This window comes from Methylobacter sp. (assembly GCF_030680395.1).
GTDB lineage: Bacteria > Pseudomonadota > Gammaproteobacteria > Methylococcales > Methylomonadaceae > Methylobacter_A.
On record NZ_JAUXVR010000006.1, the window covers coordinates 241,260 to 262,558 of the forward strand.

The 21,299-nt window shown below is 47.5% G+C and carries 20 protein-coding genes; 5 read left to right on the forward strand and 15 right to left on the reverse strand.

Going from position 1 to position 21,299, the window contains the following annotated elements; translation table 11 throughout:
* Nucleotides 1-43: 43 nt before the first annotated feature.
* The 3 genes from fabB to Q8L79_RS02445 all read right to left on the reverse strand — a co-directional run bounded on the left by fabB (nucleotide 44) and on the right by Q8L79_RS02445 (nucleotide 3,874).
* The gene (gene fabB, locus Q8L79_RS02435; RefSeq protein WP_305267705.1) at nucleotides 44-1,267 is read right to left on the reverse strand and encodes a beta-ketoacyl-ACP synthase I; all 1,224 of its coding nucleotides are present in this window, start codon (nucleotides 1,265-1,267) and stop codon (nucleotides 44-46) included.
* 11 nt (nucleotides 1,268-1,278) lie between these two features.
* The gene (gene fabA, locus Q8L79_RS02440) at nucleotides 1,279-1,794 is read right to left on the reverse strand and encodes a 3-hydroxyacyl-[acyl-carrier-protein] dehydratase FabA (RefSeq protein ID WP_305267706.1); all 516 of its coding nucleotides are present in this window, start codon (nucleotides 1,792-1,794) and stop codon (nucleotides 1,279-1,281) included.
* Nucleotides 1,795-1,876: 82 nt separating this feature from the next.
* Nucleotides 1,877-3,874, reverse strand: a complete 1,998-nt coding sequence (locus Q8L79_RS02445) for a transglycosylase SLT domain-containing protein (protein WP_305267708.1) — start codon at nucleotides 3,872-3,874, stop codon at nucleotides 1,877-1,879.
* Nucleotides 3,875-3,932: 58 nt separating this feature from the next.
* On the opposite strand from Q8L79_RS02445, the gene Q8L79_RS02450 reads away from it, so the two are divergent.
* The 3 genes from Q8L79_RS02450 (at nucleotide 3,933) to Q8L79_RS02460 (ending at nucleotide 7,281) form a co-directional block, all read left to right on the forward strand.
* Nucleotides 3,933-5,810 (forward strand): ABC transporter ATP-binding protein, encoded by a 1,878-nt coding sequence (locus Q8L79_RS02450; RefSeq protein WP_305267710.1) that lies wholly within the window; start codon nucleotides 3,933-3,935, stop codon nucleotides 5,808-5,810.
* A gap of 84 nt (nucleotides 5,811-5,894) precedes the next feature.
* Nucleotides 5,895-6,731, forward strand: coding sequence for a PHP domain-containing protein (locus Q8L79_RS02455; protein WP_305267712.1), 837 nt, complete (start codon nucleotides 5,895-5,897; stop codon nucleotides 6,729-6,731).
* A 121-nt stretch (nucleotides 6,732-6,852) separates the two neighbouring features.
* Complete coding sequence (locus Q8L79_RS02460; protein WP_305267714.1) at nucleotides 6,853-7,281, forward strand: YcgN family cysteine cluster protein; 429 nt, start codon at nucleotides 6,853-6,855, stop codon at nucleotides 7,279-7,281.
* Here the strand turns inward: Q8L79_RS02460 and Q8L79_RS02465 are convergent, their stop codons facing one another.
* From Q8L79_RS02465 to Q8L79_RS02490, 6 genes are all read right to left on the reverse strand, one after another.
* Nucleotides 7,282-7,818 carry a flavin reductase family protein gene (locus Q8L79_RS02465; RefSeq protein ID WP_305267715.1) on the reverse strand — a complete coding sequence of 179 codons (537 nt, stop codon included), beginning with the start codon at nucleotides 7,816-7,818 and terminating at the stop codon, nucleotides 7,282-7,284.
* Nucleotides 7,819-8,092: 274 nt separating this feature from the next.
* Nucleotides 8,093-8,890, reverse strand: a complete 798-nt coding sequence (locus Q8L79_RS02470) for a hypothetical protein (RefSeq protein ID WP_305267717.1) — start codon at nucleotides 8,888-8,890, stop codon at nucleotides 8,093-8,095.
* A gap of 49 nt (nucleotides 8,891-8,939) precedes the next feature.
* Nucleotides 8,940-9,377 carry a poly-beta-1,6-N-acetyl-D-glucosamine biosynthesis protein PgaD gene (gene pgaD, locus Q8L79_RS02475; RefSeq protein ID WP_305267719.1) on the reverse strand — a complete coding sequence of 146 codons (438 nt, stop codon included), beginning with the start codon at nucleotides 9,375-9,377 and terminating at the stop codon, nucleotides 8,940-8,942.
* Complete coding sequence (gene pgaC, locus Q8L79_RS02480; protein ID WP_305267720.1) at nucleotides 9,374-10,702, reverse strand: poly-beta-1,6-N-acetyl-D-glucosamine synthase; 1,329 nt, start codon at nucleotides 10,700-10,702, stop codon at nucleotides 9,374-9,376. The genes pgaD and pgaC overlap by 4 nt, the downstream gene beginning before the upstream one ends.
* Nucleotides 10,703-10,763: 61 nt before the next feature.
* Entirely contained in the window at nucleotides 10,764-12,704 is a 1,941-nt protein-coding gene (gene pgaB, locus Q8L79_RS02485; RefSeq protein WP_305267722.1) for a poly-beta-1,6-N-acetyl-D-glucosamine N-deacetylase PgaB, read from the reverse strand.
* A gap of 210 nt (nucleotides 12,705-12,914) precedes the next feature.
* The gene (locus tag Q8L79_RS02490) at nucleotides 12,915-13,166 is read right to left on the reverse strand and encodes a PA3496 family putative envelope integrity protein (RefSeq protein WP_305267724.1); all 252 of its coding nucleotides are present in this window, start codon (nucleotides 13,164-13,166) and stop codon (nucleotides 12,915-12,917) included.
* A 290-nt stretch (nucleotides 13,167-13,456) separates the two neighbouring features.
* Here Q8L79_RS02490 and Q8L79_RS02495 point away from each other — a divergent pair, with 290 nt between their 5' ends.
* A complete protein-coding gene (locus Q8L79_RS02495) occupies nucleotides 13,457-14,050 on the forward strand; it encodes a hypothetical protein (RefSeq protein ID WP_305267726.1) in 594 nt (197 codons plus the stop codon).
* A gap of 47 nt (nucleotides 14,051-14,097) precedes the next feature.
* Nucleotides 14,098-14,481: a 4a-hydroxytetrahydrobiopterin dehydratase gene (locus tag Q8L79_RS02500; protein WP_305267728.1), complete on the forward strand. Its 384-nt coding sequence runs from the start codon at nucleotides 14,098-14,100 to the stop codon at nucleotides 14,479-14,481.
* A gap of 182 nt (nucleotides 14,482-14,663) precedes the next feature.
* On the opposite strand, the gene Q8L79_RS02505 is transcribed toward Q8L79_RS02500, so the two are convergent.
* The 6 genes from Q8L79_RS02505 to Q8L79_RS02530 all read right to left on the reverse strand — a co-directional run bounded on the left by Q8L79_RS02505 (nucleotide 14,664) and on the right by Q8L79_RS02530 (nucleotide 20,852).
* Nucleotides 14,664-15,506, reverse strand: a complete 843-nt coding sequence (locus Q8L79_RS02505) for an HlyC/CorC family transporter (RefSeq protein ID WP_305267730.1) — start codon at nucleotides 15,504-15,506, stop codon at nucleotides 14,664-14,666.
* The gene (gene ybeY, locus Q8L79_RS02510) at nucleotides 15,503-15,964 is read right to left on the reverse strand and encodes an rRNA maturation RNase YbeY (protein WP_370869861.1); all 462 of its coding nucleotides are present in this window, start codon (nucleotides 15,962-15,964) and stop codon (nucleotides 15,503-15,505) included. The genes Q8L79_RS02505 and ybeY overlap by 4 nt, the downstream gene beginning before the upstream one ends.
* Entirely contained in the window at nucleotides 15,961-16,935 is a 975-nt protein-coding gene (locus Q8L79_RS02515; protein WP_305267732.1) for a PhoH family protein, read from the reverse strand. The genes ybeY and Q8L79_RS02515 overlap by 4 nt, the downstream gene beginning before the upstream one ends.
* A gap of 3 nt (nucleotides 16,936-16,938) precedes the next feature.
* Nucleotides 16,939-18,294, reverse strand: a complete 1,356-nt coding sequence (miaB, locus tag Q8L79_RS02520) for a tRNA (N6-isopentenyl adenosine(37)-C2)-methylthiotransferase MiaB (protein WP_305267733.1) — start codon at nucleotides 18,292-18,294, stop codon at nucleotides 16,939-16,941.
* Nucleotides 18,295-18,556: 262 nt separating this feature from the next.
* The gene (locus tag Q8L79_RS02525) at nucleotides 18,557-20,341 is read right to left on the reverse strand and encodes a methyl-accepting chemotaxis protein (RefSeq protein ID WP_305267734.1); all 1,785 of its coding nucleotides are present in this window, start codon (nucleotides 20,339-20,341) and stop codon (nucleotides 18,557-18,559) included.
* Nucleotides 20,322-20,852 (reverse strand): PAS domain-containing protein, encoded by a 531-nt coding sequence (locus tag Q8L79_RS02530; RefSeq protein ID WP_305267735.1) that lies wholly within the window; start codon nucleotides 20,850-20,852, stop codon nucleotides 20,322-20,324. The genes Q8L79_RS02525 and Q8L79_RS02530 overlap by 20 nt, the downstream gene beginning before the upstream one ends.
* Between the last annotated feature and the right edge of the window lie 447 nt (nucleotides 20,853-21,299).

Here is a 21,299-nt window from a genome sequence, read left to right on the forward strand (position 1 = left end):
AGAAATGCGGGGTTCGTATGTCCGAACCCCGATGAGAATCGCGTTAGCCGTTGTAACGCTGAAAGATCAGTGTAGCGTTGGTGCCGCCGAAGCCGAAGCTGTTCGACATAATGGTGTTTAACGTAATGTTGTCTTTACGTTCACGCACGATGGGAATACCTTCCGCCCCCGGATCAAGCTGGGCGATATTGGCTGAAGCGCTGAGGAAGTTTTCTTCCATCATTAGCAACGAATAAATCGCCTCATTAACACCCGCCGCGCCCAGTGCGTGACCTGTCAGCGATTTTGTGGAACTGACTAACGGCACCTTATCCTGACCGAACACGTTGCGCAAGGCTTCAAGTTCTTTGGTATCGCCGACCGGCGTACTGGTGCCGTGAGCATTGATATAATCGATTTTGCTGCTGCCGATCGTCGCCATCGCTTGCTGCATGCAACGCACTGCGCCTTCACCGGATGGTTGAACCATATCGTAACCGTCGGAAGTTGCGCCGTAACCGGTCAGTTCTGCGTAGATTTTCGCACCGCGCGCTTTGGCATGTTCCAGTTCTTCAATGACTAAAACACCGCCGCCGCCGGAGATAACAAAACCGTCACGGGTTTCATCATAAGGCCTTGATGCTGTGGTCGGCGCATCATTGTATTTTGAAGACAAAGCGCCCATCGCATCGAACAACATCGACATCGTCCAATGCACTTCTTCGCCGCCACCGGCAAATACGACATCCTGTTTGCCCATCTGGATCAATTCCATCGCATGACCGATACAGTGAGCACTGGTCGCACACGCCGAGCTTATCGTGTAATTAACGCCTTTAATTTTATAAGGTGTCGCAAGACATGCGGTATTGGTGCTGGACATGCTTCTGGGTACCATATAAGGACCCACTTTTTTGATGCCTTTTTCGCGTAAAATGTCAGCCGCTTCAACAATATTTGAGGTTGAAGGACCGCCGGAACCCATCACCAGTCCGGTTCTGAAATTCGAAACTTCTGATTCACCCAGACCGGAATCATCAATGGCCTGTTGCATCGCAATATAGTTAAATGCAGCGCCATCACCCATAAAGCGTTTTATTTTACGGTCGATGAATGCGTCTAAATCTATATTGATAGGCCCGTGGATATGACTGCGGAAACCCATTTCTTTATAAACGTCTGCAAAAGCGATTCCTGAACGGCCTTCCTTTAGGGAATCGACAACCTCTGTTCGATTATTTCCTATGCTGGAAACAATACCTAACCCGGTAACTACGACTCTTTTCATTGTTAACGCCTCTAAAAATCTTCTGTCGAAGTGAATAAACCAACCCGTAAATCGGTAGCCTCATAAATCACTTTACCATCGACTTCCATGGTGGCATCAGCGATACCCATAACCAGCTTCCGCATTATTACTCTTTTTAAATTGACCCGATAAATCACTTTCTTGGCAGTGGGCAGCACTTGTCCGGTAAATTTGACTTCACCCACACCCAAAGCGCGACCTTTGCCGGGACCGCCCATCCAGCACAAAAAGAAGCCGACCAACTGCCACATCGCGTCCAGTCCCAAACAACCGGGCATCACAGGATCGCCCTGAAAATGGCAGTCAAAAAACCATAAATCAGGCGTTATATCCAGCTCAGCAATGATCTCGCCCTTTCCGTAGGTACCGCCTTCATCCGTAATAAGGGTAATACGATCCATCATTAACATATTCGGTAGAGGCAATTGCGCATTTTTCGGCCCATACAGTTCACCCCTGCCGGACTTCAACAATTCTTCGCGCGTAAAACTGTGCTGTTTCCCCATACTCTTTATATACCTTAACGTAATTATTATTATTATAAACTGTGCATTATCTAACAGACACCAAAAAAAATCAGCTCAAATTTTAGCCGGGCAATACATCAAGCATCAATTCTTTCATCTTCAAGCCCTCTCTTTGTATGAGTTGCTGATAAATAATGGCGTAAGAAAGCACCGAAGTTACATACTTTCTGGTTTCTTTAAATGGGATGGTTTCTATCCAGATATCTGCAGGCATGGACGTAACATTCGGCAACCATTTTGCTACCCGTCCGGATCCCGCATTATAAGCGGCAATTGCCAAGGCAAAGTGCCCATGAAACTGTTTTAGCAGTTGTTTATAATAAAAAGCGCCGTACCGGACATTAACATCAGGATTAAACAGACTGTTGTCCGACTGCCATTTTTCCTTCAAATCGCGGGCTATCTGCATCCCTGTTCGGGGCATAACCTGCATTAAGCCGCGCGCACCAACGGATGACTCGGCATTTTTATTGAAGATGCTTTCCTGCCGGATCAGACCAAAAACAATGGCCGGATCAAGATCCTGCAAATGGGCATTATTATGCACCTGATTCGAATAATAAATAGGGAATCGCAACCCCAGATCATCCCAATAATCGGCTTTAACCAATGTAGTAATGGCAATTTGATCTTTGTGCCATTGCTGAGCCAATTTGGCAGCGATCATGCGCCGCTCCTTACTCAGTTTTTTTACCGCATACCACCATTGCCGTTCGGCCTCCGCGTCCCTGTTCAGTAAATTAAGCTCCCGAACCACTTTAAAATCGGTTTCATTGGCCAAGCTTTCGAGTTCATTTTCCGCCAGAAAAACCGGTTTATTGGAAAACTGATAAGGCTTATGAACATTATCGGCGGCCAGGAACCCGTAAAAGCTCCGGTCTTCGGCAAGTTTAGTGTAGACATCCTGCGCCTGCAAAGAGTTTCCGGTTTTATCCAGCGACCTGGCCAGCCAGTATTGCCATTTAGGCTCCTGCCGTTCCTGAGCCGTCAAACCCGCCAGCGCCTCGGCAACATGCTGCCAGTTTTGTTCAAGCAAAGCCGCCCTGACTTTCCATTCATTGATTTCCGCATCAACAACCGGCAATTGATTAAGTCGGTAATACGCACCTGGGTTTCGACTGTGCGCCAAGCCCATCGCGAGCTTGCGCTCCAGTTGCTGGGCAGCCTGATTATCTATCCGGAAAGCGTGTTTTTTATCATCCCAAAGTTGAATGGCCCTATTCAAATCAGATTTTGCCAATCGTCCTATGCCATGAGCGAAAAGCCTCCCCATTTGCGGACTCAAAAAGCCGTTATTTTCGATCAGAGTCGGCTGTTGATGAATCCGCAACCATACATCGGCAACATCCTGATCTTCGCTGCTCATCGAACGGCGCACGTATTCGGCCACCGATACATTATCTTTGCTCAAAGCAAGCTCAAATCGCTGCCAAATAAGTTCCGGCGTAAAGCCGGGCGACATCATTAATACCGACAATAGCGGATCGCATTCCTGCGGTAGCGAATCTCCGGTCACCCATAGTTGTTTGGCTGCATTTAATGCCTGCTGCTGATTGCCTGTTTTATAGATTGCCAGATTGTACTGGCATTCAAGAGGCGTATTTTCGGTTGCTCTCGCCGCGCCTGTTCCCGGCAGGTTTGCGGCATACACACCATCCCTGGCGATCGCCGAACCTGCTCCCGGCAGGTTTACGGCATACACACCATCCCTGGCGATATAATGCTGGAGAAAATCGTTCCAGCGCTCATTTTTAGCCAGGTAATCCAGCCATTTTGTTCTCAATAATCCGGCATAACGGGTCGATTTATAGGCCGCTAAAAAAGACAGAACTTGATCGGTTTGCTGTAAATTATCTTTCAGCCACTGGTATTGCAAATAAGGATATAAAGGGTAATCGATCAAAGCAGCACTGGTGTACATAAATGCCGCATTATTGCCTTGAGCAAGCAATTTTTCCGCCAGCAAAAAATCATTTCTTTGCTGGTCGAGCGTATTGCAAAGTACTACATCGGAAAAAAGAAGCGGATACAACAACACAATCCACGCCAGACATTTCATATTTCACTCACAGTAATATATTCCTAAAGATGTTTCAGACAGATATAATCAAGCGCTAATGAAAACATCCCTATCAAATCCCGTGCAATCAAAACAAGCGATCCAACCATATAGTTGGAGCACTATCTACCAAATTGCCTTAGAACACAAAAAAGAACTGATCATTTCTCATTTTATCGCTATTCTGGCAACCATTGCCAGCGTTCCGGTACCGTTGCTGATGCCGTTGCTGGTCGATGAAGTGCTATTGCATAAACCCGGCATTATCATTCAAACCGTCAATCTGCTGTTCCCTGTCGCTTGGCAAATCCCGATTCTGTATATCGGCATTATTTTACTGATCAGCGTCGTCCTGCGCATTATTGCGATCATTTTCAACATCATTCAGTCCCGGCAATTTTCCTGCATTGCCAAGGATATTGTGTTCCGCATCCGTGCCAATCTGATTGGGCATTTGCAAAACATTTCAATGTCTGAATACGAGAGCCTCGGCACCGGCACCGTAGTGACTCATCTGGTCAAAGACCTTGACACGATCGACACATTTATCGGCACTACCGTCAGCAAATTACTGGTATCCGGCCTGACTATTATCGGCACTGCGGTCATTTTATTATGGATGCACTGGCAACTGGGTTTATTTATCCTGTTGCTAAATCCCGTGGTTATTTATTTCACCCGCGTGATCGGCTCTCGCGTTAAAGACCTAAAATCTCGGGAAAACTCCGCTTACGAAGTTTTCCAGCAATCCCTGACAGAAACCCTGGAAGCCATCCATCAAATACGCGCCAGCAATCGCGAAAAACATTATTGCCAGCAGCTGATTGAATCGGCCCGATCCGTTAAGGATTTTTCGACCGCTTTCGCCTGGAAAAGCGATGCAGCAACGCGCTTGAGTTTTCTGGTATTCCTGTTCGGCTTTGACGTATTCCGCGCCTGCGCGATGCTGATGGTGTTTTACTCAGATCTCAGCATCGGGCAAATGTTGGCGGTGTTCGGCTACCTCTGGTTTATGATGGCGCCGGTGCAGGAAATTCTGAGCATTCAATATGCCTTTTATGCCGCCAAAGCCGCATTAATCCGCATCAACCGGCTTAACGCCCTGAAACAGGAACCGCACTACCCTCACCTTGAAAACCCGTTTTTAAACAAAAAAACCGTTTCTTTACGCGTGGAAAACCTGCATTTCAGCTACAGCGATGACCAATTCGCCGGAAGCGAATTGGCATTTACCCGCAGGGTGCCGGGCAGGACAGACCGGCATGAAAAAATACTCGACGGCATCCAGCTAAAAATCAAGGCTGGCGAAAAAGTTGCGCTGGTTGGCGCCAGCGGCGGCGGCAAATCGACCTTGATCCAAACATTGATCGGCCTTTATCCGCCCGACCACGGCCAGATTTATTTCGACGATGTCCCCATCGACCGCATCGGTCTCGAAGTAGTCAGGGAAAACGTCGTCACCGTGCTGCAACATCCCGTCCTCTTTAACGACACCATCCGCGCCAACCTGACTTTGGGCAAACCGGCTACCGATGCCGTATTATGGAATGCACTGGCTATCGCGCAATTAAACGATGTCGTGCAGGATCTGGACAAAGGATTGGACACCATCATCGGTCGGCTGGGCATGAGGCTTTCAGGCGGTCAGCGGCAACGCATGGCCATTGCCAGAATGATCGTCGCCGATCCCAAAGTGGTCATATTGGACGAAGCCACCTCGGCGCTGGACAGCGAAACAGAGCACAAACTGCATCAAGCGATGGCCGAATTTTTAAAAGGCCGCACCACTATCATTATCGCCCATCGCCTGAGTGCCGTTAAACAGGCCGATCATGTTTATGTTTTTGAACAAGGTCAAATCTGCGAACATGGACAACATGAAACCCTACTCAGCCAAAACGGCCTTTATGCAAAACTTTATGGCGAGTATCAATAAGACAGGTGAAAGGCACAAGGCGGAAGGCAAAAACACGTTGCTCCGGCCTTGCGTCTTGTGCCTTTCACCTTTAACCTAATATCTATGACTGAAAATTACGACCTACACTGCCATTCTACCGCCTCCGACGGCGCATTATCGCCCACGGCAGTAGTGCAACGCGCCCATGCACACGGCGTTACTTCGCTGGCTTTAACCGATCATGATACGGTCGCAGGACTCAACGAAGCTCAAGCTGCCGCAGACACAGCAGGCATTAAATTAATCCCCGGCATAGAGCTGTCAACCAGCTGGCAAAATAAATGTTTTCACATTGTCGGACTGGGTATTGATCCCGCCTATCCGCCGCTTGCCGAGGCCACCCGCAACCTGCAAACCATGCGCATCGAACGGGCCGAAAAAATCGCCGATAAGCTGGAGAAAAAACGCATTCCCGGCGCGCTGGAAGCCGTCAAAAAAGCCGCCGGAGAAGGCATGATCACCCGCACCCATTTCGCCGACTTCCTGCTTTCGCAATTTCATGTATCCACCCAACAGGAAGCTTTCGACCGCTATCTTGGCGCCGGAAAAGCCGCTTTTGTTGCTACAACCTGGTCTGACATGGAACTGGCGGTAAACTGGATTACGGGGTCCGGCGGCGTTGCAGTATTGGCGCATCCTTTGCGCTACAAACTGACCGCCAGTTGGATAAAACGCCTGTTAGCCGCATTCAAGGAAGCCGGAGGCCAAGGCATAGAAGTCGTAACGGGCCGATATAATAGCGATGAAATAAAAACGGTTGCCGGTTACGCAACACGCTTTGAGCTGGCCGGTTCAGTTGGTTCCGACTTTCACAATCCGGCCAATCAATGGGTGGAATTAGGCAAGCTTGCGCCCTTGCCTGAGAGCATCAAGCCGGTATGGGAGCTGCTTGACAACTGATGTGAGTAGTAATCTAAGAATTCACCACGAAGGCACGAAGAGCACGAAGTTTTGCCGGATTTTCTTCGTGAACTTCGTGCCTTCGTGGTGAATTAATCAATCTTTTAACGAGCAATACCCTATGAACTTTTGGGAAACTAAAAAACTATCTGAAATGACCACCGAAGAATGGGAGTCATTATGCGATAACTGCGGCAAATGCTGCCTGCACAAACTGGAAGACGAAGACACCGGCGACATCTATTTTACCAGCGTCGTCTGCAACCTGATCGATCTGGATACATGCCGCTGCACCCGTTATACCGAACGCACTAAGTTAGTTCCCGAATGTCTGGACTTAAAACAACACGACTTTGCCGAATACAACTGGCTACCGGCAACCTGCGCTTACCGGTTATTAAGCGATGGAGAAGAACTTCCATCCTGGCATCCCCTGTTGTCAAAAAACCCAGAAAGCATCCAGGATGTAGGCGTTTCAATCAGCAGTTATGCAATGAAAGAGTCTGAAATCGATGATCTGGAAGACCACATTATCGAATGGCTGGAATAGTTATTTCATCTTGGAAGGCAGATGGATCGTCTCGCCGGCAACCATGAATGCGCCTTCCCCCAGATGATGAATCGTCTGCGGATGTTCCTTCCGTGGGTCAATCCAGGCTTTAACAACCTCAAGGATAAAGAGGTTGTATTTGGCGACCATCTTCTCATCGACGACCCTGCATTCAAGATTGGCATAGCATTCATCAATAAGCGGCGCATTGATGCACAAGGCGGCCACTGGCGTTAGTCCAAACTCCTTGAATTTATCAACCGTTCGTCCTGAGCTGTTCCCGCAGTCCACTACCTTTTTCGACAGCTCCACCGTTGGAATGTTGATTACGCATTGCCTGGTTACTTTCAAACTATCGAATGTGAAGTTCCTGTTGCTGATTACACAACCTACCAGCGGCGGCTCAAACTCCAGCATGGTATGCCACGATAGGGTCATGATATTCGCCCGCCCCTCTCTGGCAGTAGTGACCAATACAACCGGCCCCGGCTCAAGCAGACCGTAGACCTTGGACAGGGGAAAGGATTCTTTCGACATATCGGCACCTCTTATTTAGTGGTAAACGCTTTTTAAAGTGTTTGATTTGACGAAAGCCTTCGTTCGCGATTGATGGGTCCCATACCTCATCAGCTCATCTTATCGCTGTTAATTTAAAATTATTCTAATTCCAACAGCAGTATAATTGGTACAAATACCTAGTGTTTAGGCGGGGATGAATGAGAGTTACAAAGTCTATCCTATCCAGCTCTATTTTCCATTGTTGATAAGCTAACACCTGGTTAGTTGAAATAGCGAGCCAGCGTTGTTGCATTTAGATAGCTTCATTGATAAGCCTCAGCACAACGTCAATGTCCGTGGCTACTATCGCATGGTGGTTTTTATGATGCTCAATAACAATGCCGACAATTGAGGTTTGAGCTGGATCATTCGCTCCGTTCTCATCATGTAGCAACCACAATGGGGAGCCACTGATTCCTTTTGGCTCTGGGAACGCACGAATTTGACTATCCGGCCCAATGGTACGCTTTCGGTCAAAGCCTAGAACAATGTGGCTTTGCGGGCTGACATCAAGGTCAGCATACTTTGAGGATGGAACCGAGATGTTTCTATAGCTATAAACTTCGGTTACTACTTCTCTTGCAACTCGTTTAACGCAGCTCTTTGACTCGGGAAATCCGACGAGGAGATATTGTTTGCCTTCGCGCGGCAACGCGTTTGGCAGAAGCACACCAATCGCCAAAGGATACTTCTCAACCTTTGGATAAGGAGGAAGACCTGGACCTTCGAGTTTGAGAACACCGACATCCAGACGGTCACCTTTCCTGTTTTTCCCTTCTGGTAATTTCGTAAGACGGAGACTGCCCGAAAGCTTTCGCTTGATGCACGGCTCAACGTAATAGAAGAGTTCATGACCTGCACTCAATTCATCGAAAACGTGAGCAGCCGATACAAGATATGAATTGGTGCCAGAGGAAAGCAGAAAACTACTTCCAACGAGTCTCGGCTCACCACCAGAGGTTTCTGCAAATAACGGAAGGATGTGGTGCACCAAAACATTCGCTAGTCTTGTGATTACTTGCGATTCTGCCTCAAGAACATGGTCTGCCATCAATAACTGTCCCGAAATGAAACTTTGTTAATTGCTTAGGACTAACGATCTACTGCGGATCAAGATGAACGATATGCCCATGATCGTCAAAGTAAACGGTAATCATTGGCACATTTCGGCACTGTTGCAATTCATCGGCTTTCACTTGATAAAACGCGCACAGCTCCGTGTCGTTAACAATTTTATGTGCCTCCGGATGCATTACCCTGCTCCGGAATTTGCGATAGCTTATCCAGCATAACCAAAGCGCAACCATTACCAGCAAGGTTACAACGTAAATCTGCATCAGCTCCAGCAGGCTTTTGTAGCCGCCAAACCAGCGCATTTCGTTGATCATCTTTCTATCGCCCAGCACCCAACTGCTTAAAGGAACCAATGGAATCAACAAATAAACCCACATCACCCAACAGACAGCCCAAACAAATACAGCGCCCATTCGTTTTTGCAAACTTTGTAACTGCGGAGCGTTAATAATGTATTCTTTCATTTCTCGCGCAAGCCTCTGTCCACGGTGACCCAGATGGCGCGCTGTCCGCGCTTCTTTTTTATCGCCCGAATCGAGCCGACGATGGTAGTGCCGACGTTTATCAGCCAGTACACGATCGGATACCAGACCATCCAGTAATAATACCGAGCGACGCCGCCGGTACGGGATTCGTAATGTGAATCGATGAACAGGCTGACGCCGAACTGTATAAGACAGGTCAGGCTCAGCAACATGCTGGTCCAGTTGGGGCTAAGATCGTGCAACGATTCGCTGGTCGATTCGTTAAACAATGCCACGGGTGCGTAAAGTACGTGCAGTAATATCAAAAACGCCCAGAAGATGCTGATCAGGCATTCGCCATATAACAGCCACATGCCGCGGGACGACCAGCGAAACAGGTCGCGAAAATAGCGCAATAACACTTCGGTTCCGCCCTGCGCCCAGCGTGATCGTTGTTTCCATAAGCCTTGCAGGGTTTCCGGCATCAACACCCAGCACAAGGCGTTCGGTTCAAAATAGATCGACCAACCGGCCAGCTGTAACTTCCAGCTGATGTCGATGTCTTCGGTGACCATGTCGTTGCTCCAATAACCCACATCGTGCAATGCGGATTTGCGAAATGCGGCAATAACGCCGGAGACGGTGAAGACCTGTCCGTAAGACCGTTGCGCCCGTTTGATCATGCCGACGATGGCTGAAAATTCGCCAACCTGAATTCGTCCTAACAGTGTGGAGCGATTGCGGATACGCGGATTACCGGTGACCGCACCGAGACTTGGATTATCCAGAAAATGCCTTACCATCCAGGCGACAGCTTCGGGAGCCAACAACGCATCGCCGTCAATGCAAATCAGGATTTCGCTGTTGGCCAGCAATGCGGCCGTGCGCAAGCCCATCGCCTTGCCCTGATTGGTGTGCAAATTGACCACACGAAGCTGGTCATGCTGTTCGGCCAACTCTTGCAATATTTCCAGCGTGTTGTCCTTGCTGCCGTCATTAACGGCGATAATTTCGAATACGGGATATTTCTGGCGCAGCAAAATTTCCACGGTCTCACGAATATTGTCTGCTTCGTTATAACAGGGAACCAAAATGGAAACAGGCGGCTGTTCGGTTAATTCGGGCAGGTGTTCGGCGTTACCTTGCTGACGCCATTCATGACGAAAATAAAAAATAAGCGCGCCAAACATCCAGATGTAGGCCATAAATAAAGGATAGTAATAAATGAATCCTTCAATGGAGCCATCCAGCGGTTCCCATACCAACATAAAATCATGCCATTGAGTCTGTAGTATTGCGCTGAAGTTCTGCAATGAAACATTCATGGTTTTTCAGGGCGCGCGACACTGCCCGCCCTACTCAGGTTGATTAAAACAAAATTCATGGTTAAGGCTGGATAGGGAGTGAGAAATGTTGTTGTAAATCCGCCAGGCGCGGCTGATCCTCAAAAGCATTGTCAGGATAATAGCCGATGTGGCTGACACCCAGTTTTTTCAATAGCGTCAGTTGTTCGACAAATACCGGCATCGGAATTTTCTGTTGGGTTTTCCAGTTGATCGATTGCAGCTCGAACACGGTTTTTTTAAGGCCTTCAGGCTGTTTAGCGGCTGTTTTTACCAATTGTGTAAGCCACTGATTGGGATTTTCAGCCTCTTCCATAAACGGCATGGCTTCGATGGCAACATAATCGTAATGCGCTAAAAAGGATTTAAACGACTGCGCGTACCATTCTTCGCTATAAGGCTTTAACAAAGGCAGCGCATAAAAATTACGCGCAGTCTTGATGCCGGGCCGATAGATACGCACCCGACTTGCCAGCTCATCGGTAAATTGATTAATCAAATCGGTTTTATGTTGCGCCCACGCCATGCGCATTTTGCTGGTCGCATGCAACTGTTCGAATTGATCGGGCAGACCCCATGCCTCCTTGGTAAAAGCCAGAGCTACCGGCGATACGTCTTCATAATCCGATAAAATCCCGTCGTCATGAAATAAAATGCCGTCAAAACTACAATGCTTGGCCAAGTCTTCGTAAATTTCAGCTACATACTGCCGCGCTTCGGGATTGAACGGCGACAGTCTTTTATAAATATGGCTGGCGTTTTGCGCCTTGCCGTCCCGCCACTCCTGAACATACCAGGATTCCGGCATTTTGCCCTGATAGGCCATAATCGGCATCCAGGCATACACCTTAACTCTGGCTACGGTTTTTAATTGCCAGGCAACCCGGCTGAACAAATCCTGTTTTACCGGCAAATGTCGATTGGGGAAATACAACGCATCGGCATTGCCGTCACCGTCAGGGTCGGCATAGGCCTGTAAATAAACGGTGTTGATGTGCATGTCTTTGATGCGTTGAACTACCGCATCCAGATTGTGCTCGGTTTGCTCGGGATCTTTATCGTAAAGATAATCCATATCCAGATGCGCCACCCGCAAAGTCCTGCCGGCACGCAGCCCGGTAACAAGTTCGGCGAATTGGTCGACATCGGGATTATCAACCATAATCAAGCGACGCAGCGCACTTATATCAGCCAAGGTGTTTAAGCCGTCCATCAGCCCCATTGTCATCGGCATTCCTGCTTCACGCGACGCCTGCACAGCGATTTGATTATATTCCCCATACGGCCAAACCATAGCTCTGGGTCTGACTCCGGCATGTTGAAAGATAAACTCGGCACTTTTTAATAAAGCGGCATTGATACGTTCGCGATACTGCTCATCCGTTTCGTAAACCAGCATCGGGTCGTCATACAGCCGGGTAACCGCCGCAGCCTGCGAACTGGCTTGCGGATTGGCGTTCACGCCTTTATGCAGATCGTAACTGTGCGAGGCGACCTCTACCAAGCCGGATTGCACCATTTCCCTTACCTGCTCCCAGTTGAGCAATGGCTTGCCCGGCTCGTCCGCAGTGACGTTGCCGTCCATCCAGGTTCCCACCAGCGCAACCGCAGCCGGATAATGATATTTTTTTAATAGCGGAAAAACTCGGGTATAAAAACTCAGGTAACCGTCATCAAAGGTCAACAGCGCCGCTTTATCGGGTAACGTATCCTTGCCTGCCGCCGCATCAAAGATATTTTGCACGCTGACAATCTTGTAGCCTTGGTTTTTTAACCAGCCCAGATGTTCTTCAAGATGATCGACACTGACATCCATCGAATTAAAAGGCGGTTTAGCGCCTTCCGCTCCGAGGATGTCGTGATAATTGAGAACCAGAAAGTGATGTTCTTTGGCGAATGCCGCGCCGAAAAAACCAATCAGAATAATGAATAAAAACAGCTTTTTTAAATAACTGACGGCTGTAACAGGGGTAAAAAAGGTCATGACATCCAGATTGCAAAAAGAAAACTCACCAACGGGCGACAATATTAACCGAAAAACCTGCAAACCGGATTGAATAATCGGTTGAACAGGATTACACAGTCGGCTCCCGACCACAAACCCCGTCCAACAATCTGTTACTTAACAAAAAGTCTATTATGTTCCCTCCAATAAATAAACGCCGCCCTGCTTTACTTTGTTGATGCTACTCAATTAAAAATCAAGATCCTCATCATAAAAATCACCGAGCTGTTCTTGCAAGCGTTTTTTCTCCCAGTACAGCTCAATTTTTCTGCGTGCAGCCATCTTTTTTGCAGCCCGCTCACTTTCATTGGGAAGTGTTATATATTCATTGCTCAAACCCAAATCGAAGCCTTCAATATCAAGATCAACTTCATCTTTGTTGCTTTTGTCGATACCCATTTCAGGCGCGGATTTATCTGGTAGGGATTTAGATACTTTCATAGTCGTCATTAATCTAGCCTTAAAAATTCACTTTTTAATTACTTATGACAAGCTTGTAAAGCGAAATTTTAATTCAACCGTAATAAACTTCCGTGATGAACAAGGGTCGGGATATTCATTTTTAAAAAAGATCAATTGCTTGGGAGAGCTATACATAATCAGTACTTTCATTTTTCATATGTCATGGCATATTTATTGGCGGACCAGTCATATTTTTTACCTTACGACTTTTTTAAAGATTACAATGCCCGACAAACCGGATAATTTCACTTAACGACACACCGTAATTTATGAAAGCAAGCATACAAACTTTAATCGGTATGGCATTTATTGCACTGACAGCCTGTTCTACTCAAGAGGTCAAACATGACACAAAAGCCATACCGGCTCCTGATAAAGTGCCGGCAATTACTGAAGGTTCATCGCAATCAGGTCAAAATCCACCGCTGACCCGGATTAAAGACGACAAAACATTAAACCTGGTCAGAATCATGGATGGCGGAGCCTGTAAAAATGATTTTCAAGGCGCTAAAGGCACTTTTCTTATCTACGCCGATCCGGCCGATATAGAGCGGATTAAACGTGAAAAAGGGCCGCAAGTCTTTAGTGACTTCGAAAATACAATTCAAACCTTTGCGACACAAGCTTTGCAGGAAGCCATCAATGCGACCAATCTGGCGGAAGATCCTTTTGCCTTGGGCGCAGATGAAGCACAAGAGAAACTGGCTAAGCAATTGTTTAATAATTTTCGCAATAGCGTGGCTGATGCCATTAAACTGTTTCAAAAAGAAACCACATTGACGGTTGATGTTGTTCCATTTACCCCGTCATTTATTTTTTATCAACAAGGCTGCGAAGCTACGCACCTGGAGCCGGAGAACTAAAAGCTATCCGGCCCTTTCATAAGCAATCAAACTAGAGGTGAGCCATTATGGGCTGGAGAGAACGCACACATGAAGACACTTATTCCGATGCCGATATCGAACAGCGGTTAAAGGAAGAATTGCCGCACTGGTATCTGGAAAACGGCTGGATTCGGCGTAAATACAAAACCAGCGGCTGGAAAGCGACATTGATGGTTGTTAATACGGTAGGACACTTGGCCGAGGCGGCATTTCATCATCCGGACCTTACCGTTTCTTACGCCTTTGTGATCGTTAAACTCATGAACCATGCGGCTAAGGGCATTACCAACAAGGATTTTGAATTAGCCCGTAAAATCGAAGAGGTGGTGATGTGGCAGCCCGGCAAAGAGGGCGGCGCATTAGAAGGCACGCCCGATGATCCGCGGTTTAAATATATCAAATATGATTGACTCACGGATGACCCGGATAGGTATTCTATCCATAAGCGGTGATTGAAAATCAGGCTAAAGACGAAAGGCAAAAAGCGAAAAAACATGCATCAATATCGCCGAGCTTTAGCCTTTAGCCTTTAGCCTTTAGCCTTTAGCCTTTAGCCTTTAGCCTTATATTTTAGTGCCTTTCGCGGATAATTCTACTCAATTATCCTCAGTTTCAGCAGGTGTACCCGTCGACTATCCGCCCTGATGACTTCAAACTTCATGCTATCCACGACAAGGCTCTCTCCTTTTTTGGGCATGTGTTCAAGCTGACTGACAATAAAACCGCCGATGGTATCGTATTCATCAGTTGCCAGATGCGTTGAAAAATATTCATCAAACTCATCCATGGGCGTCAGCGCTTTAATCATGTATTCATTTGCACTACGCTGAAAAATATAGCCTTCGTCTTCGTGATCGTCGTGCTCGTCTTCAATCTCGCCGACGATTTGCTCTAACACATCTTCAATGGTGACCAAGCCTGCCGACTGACCGTACTCGTCGACAACAATTGCCATGTGATTACCGTTGGTACGCAATTCTTTAAGCAATACATTTAAGCGCTTGCTTTCCGGCACAACGCATGAAGGCCGCATTATTTCATGAACTTTTAGGGTTTTATTTTCTAAAATGCGACCTAGCAAATCTTTGGCTAACAACACACCAACTACCTTGCTCCGGTCGCCGTCGATAACCGGATAACGCGAGTGCCCAAATTCGGTAACCAGCGGCATGATCGTCTCCAGCTCGGCATCTTTAGGTACGACAACCATTTGAATGCGGGGAATCATAATATCCCTGACCCGCATTTGAGACACCTGCAAAACGCCTTCAATCATGGATAACGCATCCGTATCCAATAAACGTTTTTCCCGTGCTTCTCTTAATATTTCAAGTAGATCTTCAAGGTCTTGCGGCTCCCCGGTCAGTAAATGGCTGATTTTATCAACCCAGCTTTTCTGCGGGGAGTTTCTACTTGGGGGTTGTTCATCACTCATTTATCGTTTACCTCTGTATAGGGATTATTTATATGTAATTTGTTTAAAATGGCTATTTCTTTGTTTTCCATAAGCTCGGCCTCATCATCGTCGATGTGATCGTAACCTAATAAATGCAACACACCATGCACAATGATATGTGCCCAATGATGCGCTAATAGCTTGTCCTGTTCCAGCGCTTCTTTTTCGACTACCGGGGCGCATATGACCAAATCGCCCAGCAAATCCAGCTCAATACCTTCAGGGAGGTCAACCGGAAAACTGAGGATATTGGTCGGACCTGATTTATGGCGATACTGTTCGTTGAGCTCGGCGCTTTCCTGTTCGTCAACAATGCGCACCACAATCTCGGTGTCCTGCTCATAATCATCCAGCGCCGTATCAATCCAAAGCTGGATTTGCTGCTGATCCGGCTGATCGGCCGATTCAAAAACAGTCTGGATTTCTATCTGGTTCACGACTCGGCCTTGTGTGCCTTCTCATAGGCTTCATAGGCACAAACAATGCGCTGCACCAAGGGATGCCTGACCACATCACGTGCATCGAAAAAGGTAAAGCTGATACCTTCCACATTTTTTAATACTTCAAGCACATGCCGCAAACCTGACATTTTTTCCGAGGGCAAGTCGATCTGGGTCACATCGCCGGTCACCACAGCCGTCGATCCGAAACCCACGCGGGTAAGAAACATTTTTATCTGCTCAACGGTGGTATTTTGCGCCTCATCCAGGATGATAAAACTATCATTAAGCGTTCTGCCGCGCATAAAAGCCAACGGCGCAACCTCGATAATGCCTTTATCAATCATTTTCTCAACCCGCTCAAAACCGAGCATATCGTACAGCGCGTCATACAAAGGCCGTAAATAAGGATCGACTTTTTGCGCCATATCGCCCGGCAGAAAGCCCAGCTTTTCACCGGCTTCTACGGCAGGACGCACCAGAATGATTTTCCTGACCTTTTCGCTTTGCAATGCCTCAATGGCACAGGCGACGGCCAGATAGGTTTTGCCGGTTCCTGCAGGTCCCACGCCAAAATTTATATCATGAGTCACAATTTTCCTCAGATATTCTTGCTGGTTAGCCCCCCGTCCCCTGATCATCCCGCACTTGGTCTTGATACTTACGTTTTGTTGGGACGACGTTGCCGGAGCATCCAACAGTTCATCGATAGATGAATCCTGCATGGCTAAATGAACCGATTCGGCTGTCAGATGTTCTTTCTCGGTGCTGGCAAATAATTTCTGCATAACGGCACAGGCCGCCTTTACTGAACTATCCAAGCCCGTCACCTTGAACTGATTGCCGCGATTGGCAATCTCGACCTGAAGACGTGACTCAATTTGCCGCAAATGCTCGTCAAACTGGCCGCAAAAATTAGATAACCGGCCATTATCGGCAGGCGCCAGGGAAATTTCCTGTGAAATCATAAATCAATTGTTAGCAATAATTTTATCAACGGAAGCATCAACCATCCGACCTCGTAAAGAATTGGGCAAAGCCTCGGCAATCAGCACGTCGACAAATTGCCCGGCCAACCGGGGATGCCCGATAAAGTTAACGACCCGATTATTCTCTGTTCTGCCCTGCATTTGCAACGGATTCTTTTTAGACTGACCTTCCACTAACACAGTTTGCACGGTGCCGATCATGCTCTGTGAGATAGCCGCCGTCATTTCGTTAATGCGATTTTGAAAACGTTCCAAGCGCTGTTTTTTAACGTCCGCAGGCACATCATCCGGCAAATCGGCAGCCGGCGTCCCAGGACGCTGGCTATAAACAAAACTGAAGGATAAATCGAAGCCGATTTCTTCAATGAACGACATGGTTTCTTCAAACTCGGCATCGGTTTCACCGGGGAAACCAATAATAAAGTCCGATGACAAATAAATATTAGGCCGCACTGCGCGCAACTTGCGGATGATTTCAATATAGTCCGCTCGCGCATGGCCGCGCTTCATCATTTTCAAGATATGGTCGCTGCCGCTTTGCACCGGCAAATGCAGGTGATCGACCAGTTGCGGAATTTCGGCGAAGGCCTCAATCAGCTCATCAGTAAATTCCATTGGGTGCGAGGTGGTAAAACGAATCCGGTCGATACCTTCCACCGCCGCCACATAATGCAGCAATAAAGCGAAGTCGGCGATATCGCCATCGTCCATGACTCCGCGATAAGCATTTACATTTTGGCCTAGCAGGTTGATTTCCCGCACACCTTGTTTGGCCAACGAGGTAATTTCGGCAATCACGTCATCCAACGGACGGCTGATTTCTTCACCACGGGTGTAAGGCACCACACAGAACGTACAATATTTGCTGCAACCTTCCATCACCGAAACAAAGGCTTTCGGGCCTTCGGCTCTGGGTTCGGGCAATGCATCGAATTTTTCTATTTCAGGGAAGGAAACATCGATCACGGGTTTTTGCTGACTGCGCGCCTGATCCAGCAACTGAGGCAAACGGTGCAGGGTTTGCGGCCCGAATACTATATCCACAAAAGGTGCCCGCTTTTGGATAGCCGCACCTTCCTGACTGGCGACGCAGCCGCCGACGCCGATAATTACGTCGGGACGCTTGTCTTTAATTTTGCGCCATTTACCCAAAGCCGAAAATACTTTCTCCTGCGCTTTTTCACGAATCGAGCAGGTATTCAGCAACAAGACATCGGCTTGTTTTGGGTCGTCAATCAATTCAAATCCATGTGAAGCATTGAGTACATCCCGCATTTTATCGGAATCGTACTCGTTCATCTGGCATCCGTTGGTTTGAATATAAAGTTTTTGTGTCATATTTTTAATAGTCAATCATCCAAAAATCACTGAGGCCACACCCCCGGTTCTAAAGTCCGCTTCTTGATTTTATTGAGACGGACCGGCGGTGCTAAGCCACCTTATAGTAATGAAAAAAGCCCTGGACAATCGACCAAGGCTTAGTAAGTAGGGGTTATTATAACCTGAAGACTATTTAAACAGAAAGCATAGCCCGGAAACGCCTATTTTCGTTTGCGCGCAAACAGATTTATTATGCGATCTACAAGGCCCCGCAATTAGATTAAAACTCTTCCCAATCATGGCTGCTAGCCATCTGCAATTGCGGTTTCGCCCTAACCGGCACTGGACTTTTACTGATCTTCGACGTTACCTGAGAGGAAACTTGGGAACTGACCGAGCCATTATCAACAGTAAAGCGTCCTACTGTAACCGACAGGTTTTGCGCCTGTTCTTCCAGCGATTCCGCTGCCGCTGCAGCCTGTTCTACCAAAGCGGCATTTTGTTGAGTCACTTCATCCATTTGCCCAATAGCCTGATTAACCTGTTCGATGCCGGAAGTTTGCTCAACAGAAGCGGTTCTGATCTCGGACATAATGACCGTAACGCCGCGAATGGCGCTCACAATTTCTTCCATGGTTTTCCCGGCCTGAGCAACCAGTTTAGTGCCGTCCTCAACCTTTTCTACCGAATCGCCAATCAGGTTTTTTATTTCTCCTGCGGCAGCAGCAGCGCGTTGAGCAAGATTGCGTACTTCTCCAGCCACTACGGCAAAACCCCGGCCCTGCTCACCGGCACGAGCCGCTTCTACTGCGGCGTTAAGGGCAAGTATATTGGTCTGAAAAGCGATACCGTCGATGACAGAGATAATATCCACAATCTTGCGCGAGGATTCATTGATGCCTTCCATTGTCGTCACGACCTGCTCGACTACTGTAACGCCCTTGCCCGCAATATCGGTCGCGCCGACAGCAACTTGATTGGCATGCTTGGCGTTTTTTGCGTTCAGCTGCACGGTGGAAGTCAGTTCTTCCATGCTGGCGGCAGTTTGTTCCAGACTGGCGGCCTGCTGTTCGGTGCGATGCGACAAATCATTATTACCCGCAGCAATTTCTTTGGCTGCAGCGTTAATATGAATGGTGGAATCCTTGATTTCTCCTACCAACTCCCTGAGATTTTCCACAGTGCTGTTCATGCCTGTAATCACTGCGCCAAAGGTGCCTGGATAATCCTTACTGATAGTTTGAGTCAGATCGCCTTCGGATAACGCACTTGCAATAAGTGCTATATCGTTCAAGCTGCCCAGAGCATCAAGCGAACGATTGATATCGCCTTTCAATTGACCGAGATCACCGTGTCCTTCCGCCTGAACACGCTGACTGATGTCGCCTTGAGCAACACCGCCCATGACCTTGCCTACATCCCCCAGCATCGTTTGCATGGTCAACATCGCGCGCATAGCGTTGTCTACAGCAAGCCTGTATTCACCTTCGACATTAACATCAACCTTTTCGTTAAAGTTGCCCTCAGCCATGGCATTCATAAGTTTGGTGATGGCGCTGGTGGTGGAAGATAGCGTTCTTGAGACAGCATTAAGTTGTTTCAGAGCCGAAGCAAACCCGCCATGTAACCCTTGCGGATAGCTCTTTCTGGTAAAATCGCCATAGATCACATAGGCCATGGAGTAATACATATCCACCTGTGCAGTTTCAACTTGATCCATCAAATTATTCAGCGCCCAGGCGAGCTGTTGAAGCGGTCTTTCTTTGCCGCCAATATAGGTAAGCCGTACGTCTACGGATCCTTGCGCCCACTCTTGACTTGCATTAAGTAACTTCTCCAGCAATTGTTGATCGACTGCTCTTGATTGACGCCACCAAACAATAGATAAAGCTGAGCCCGCAGTCAGCAAAAACGGCATAATCATGTCGCCGCTGATTCCCCCTTCGGCACCGCTCAGAACTGGACTCAGAACAGGCATCCACCCGTAAATCAGCGAGCCGACCCAACAAAAAGCGACTACCGCCAATGCGACAGATTCATTATTCTTAAAGCGACTGTAATACATTGATCAGCTCCTCGTAAGTAATACCCTTATCTTTTAATACATTGCCCAATACTGCCCCTGAAGCCGCCATGGCATCTTTCGGACCCGCATTCCGCTCTGCATCCAGCATGGCGCGATACACATCCGCCACAATTGGAATAGCCTTGGGATTAGGCATGCGGCGCACAGAACTGTAGCCGATCTTTTGCTTGTTTTTATCTTTCATGGGCGCGACATGGGTAAATACCCAATAGAAACCGCCATCTTTCGACATATTTTTAACAAAAGCAAAGATCTCCTTATCTTCCGCCAAATAATCCCATAGCAACTTAAACACCGCTCTCGGCATATCGGGATGGCGGATAATATTGTGCTGGCTACCCAGAAGTTCGTGCTCCTCGTATCCGGAAAACTCGATAAAAATCTCGTTCCCGTAGATAATCCGACCGGTCAGATCAGTTTTGGAAACGATGAAATCATTTTCCCGCATCACCCGCTCCCGGCTTGTCGGGACTATATCTTTTCTCTTCATTATTCTTCCTCGGTAATCGCTCCTGCTCACGCCCCTTACCTGCATAATCCACATGGATGTGGTGAATGCAGATATTGCAGGAGCAAATGTCTGTCCATGTAGTCGTCAGTTAATTATTCGGCTAACAAAATATTCGCAATCTTTAGAAAATTTGTCAGCCAGTTTATTGTTATCAAACGTCAGATAAATAGTCATGTCCTTATTCAAAAAACCTGATTGATCACGGCTTGTTTGAGATATTTAAAAGCTCATCTGTTGCACTCCACAATACTCCCGGGTAATCAACCTAAGAACAGCCCAATGCGATCTGGCGAAAGCCCTTTCCTACAAGGAAATTTTAATCGCACTCACTTTAATAACATAAATATCCACTTTAACCCTACTTTTTTTAATGCTGGCCGGGGGCGATATATCAACCCCTTCTTCGCCCGATTGTTTACTCTATAA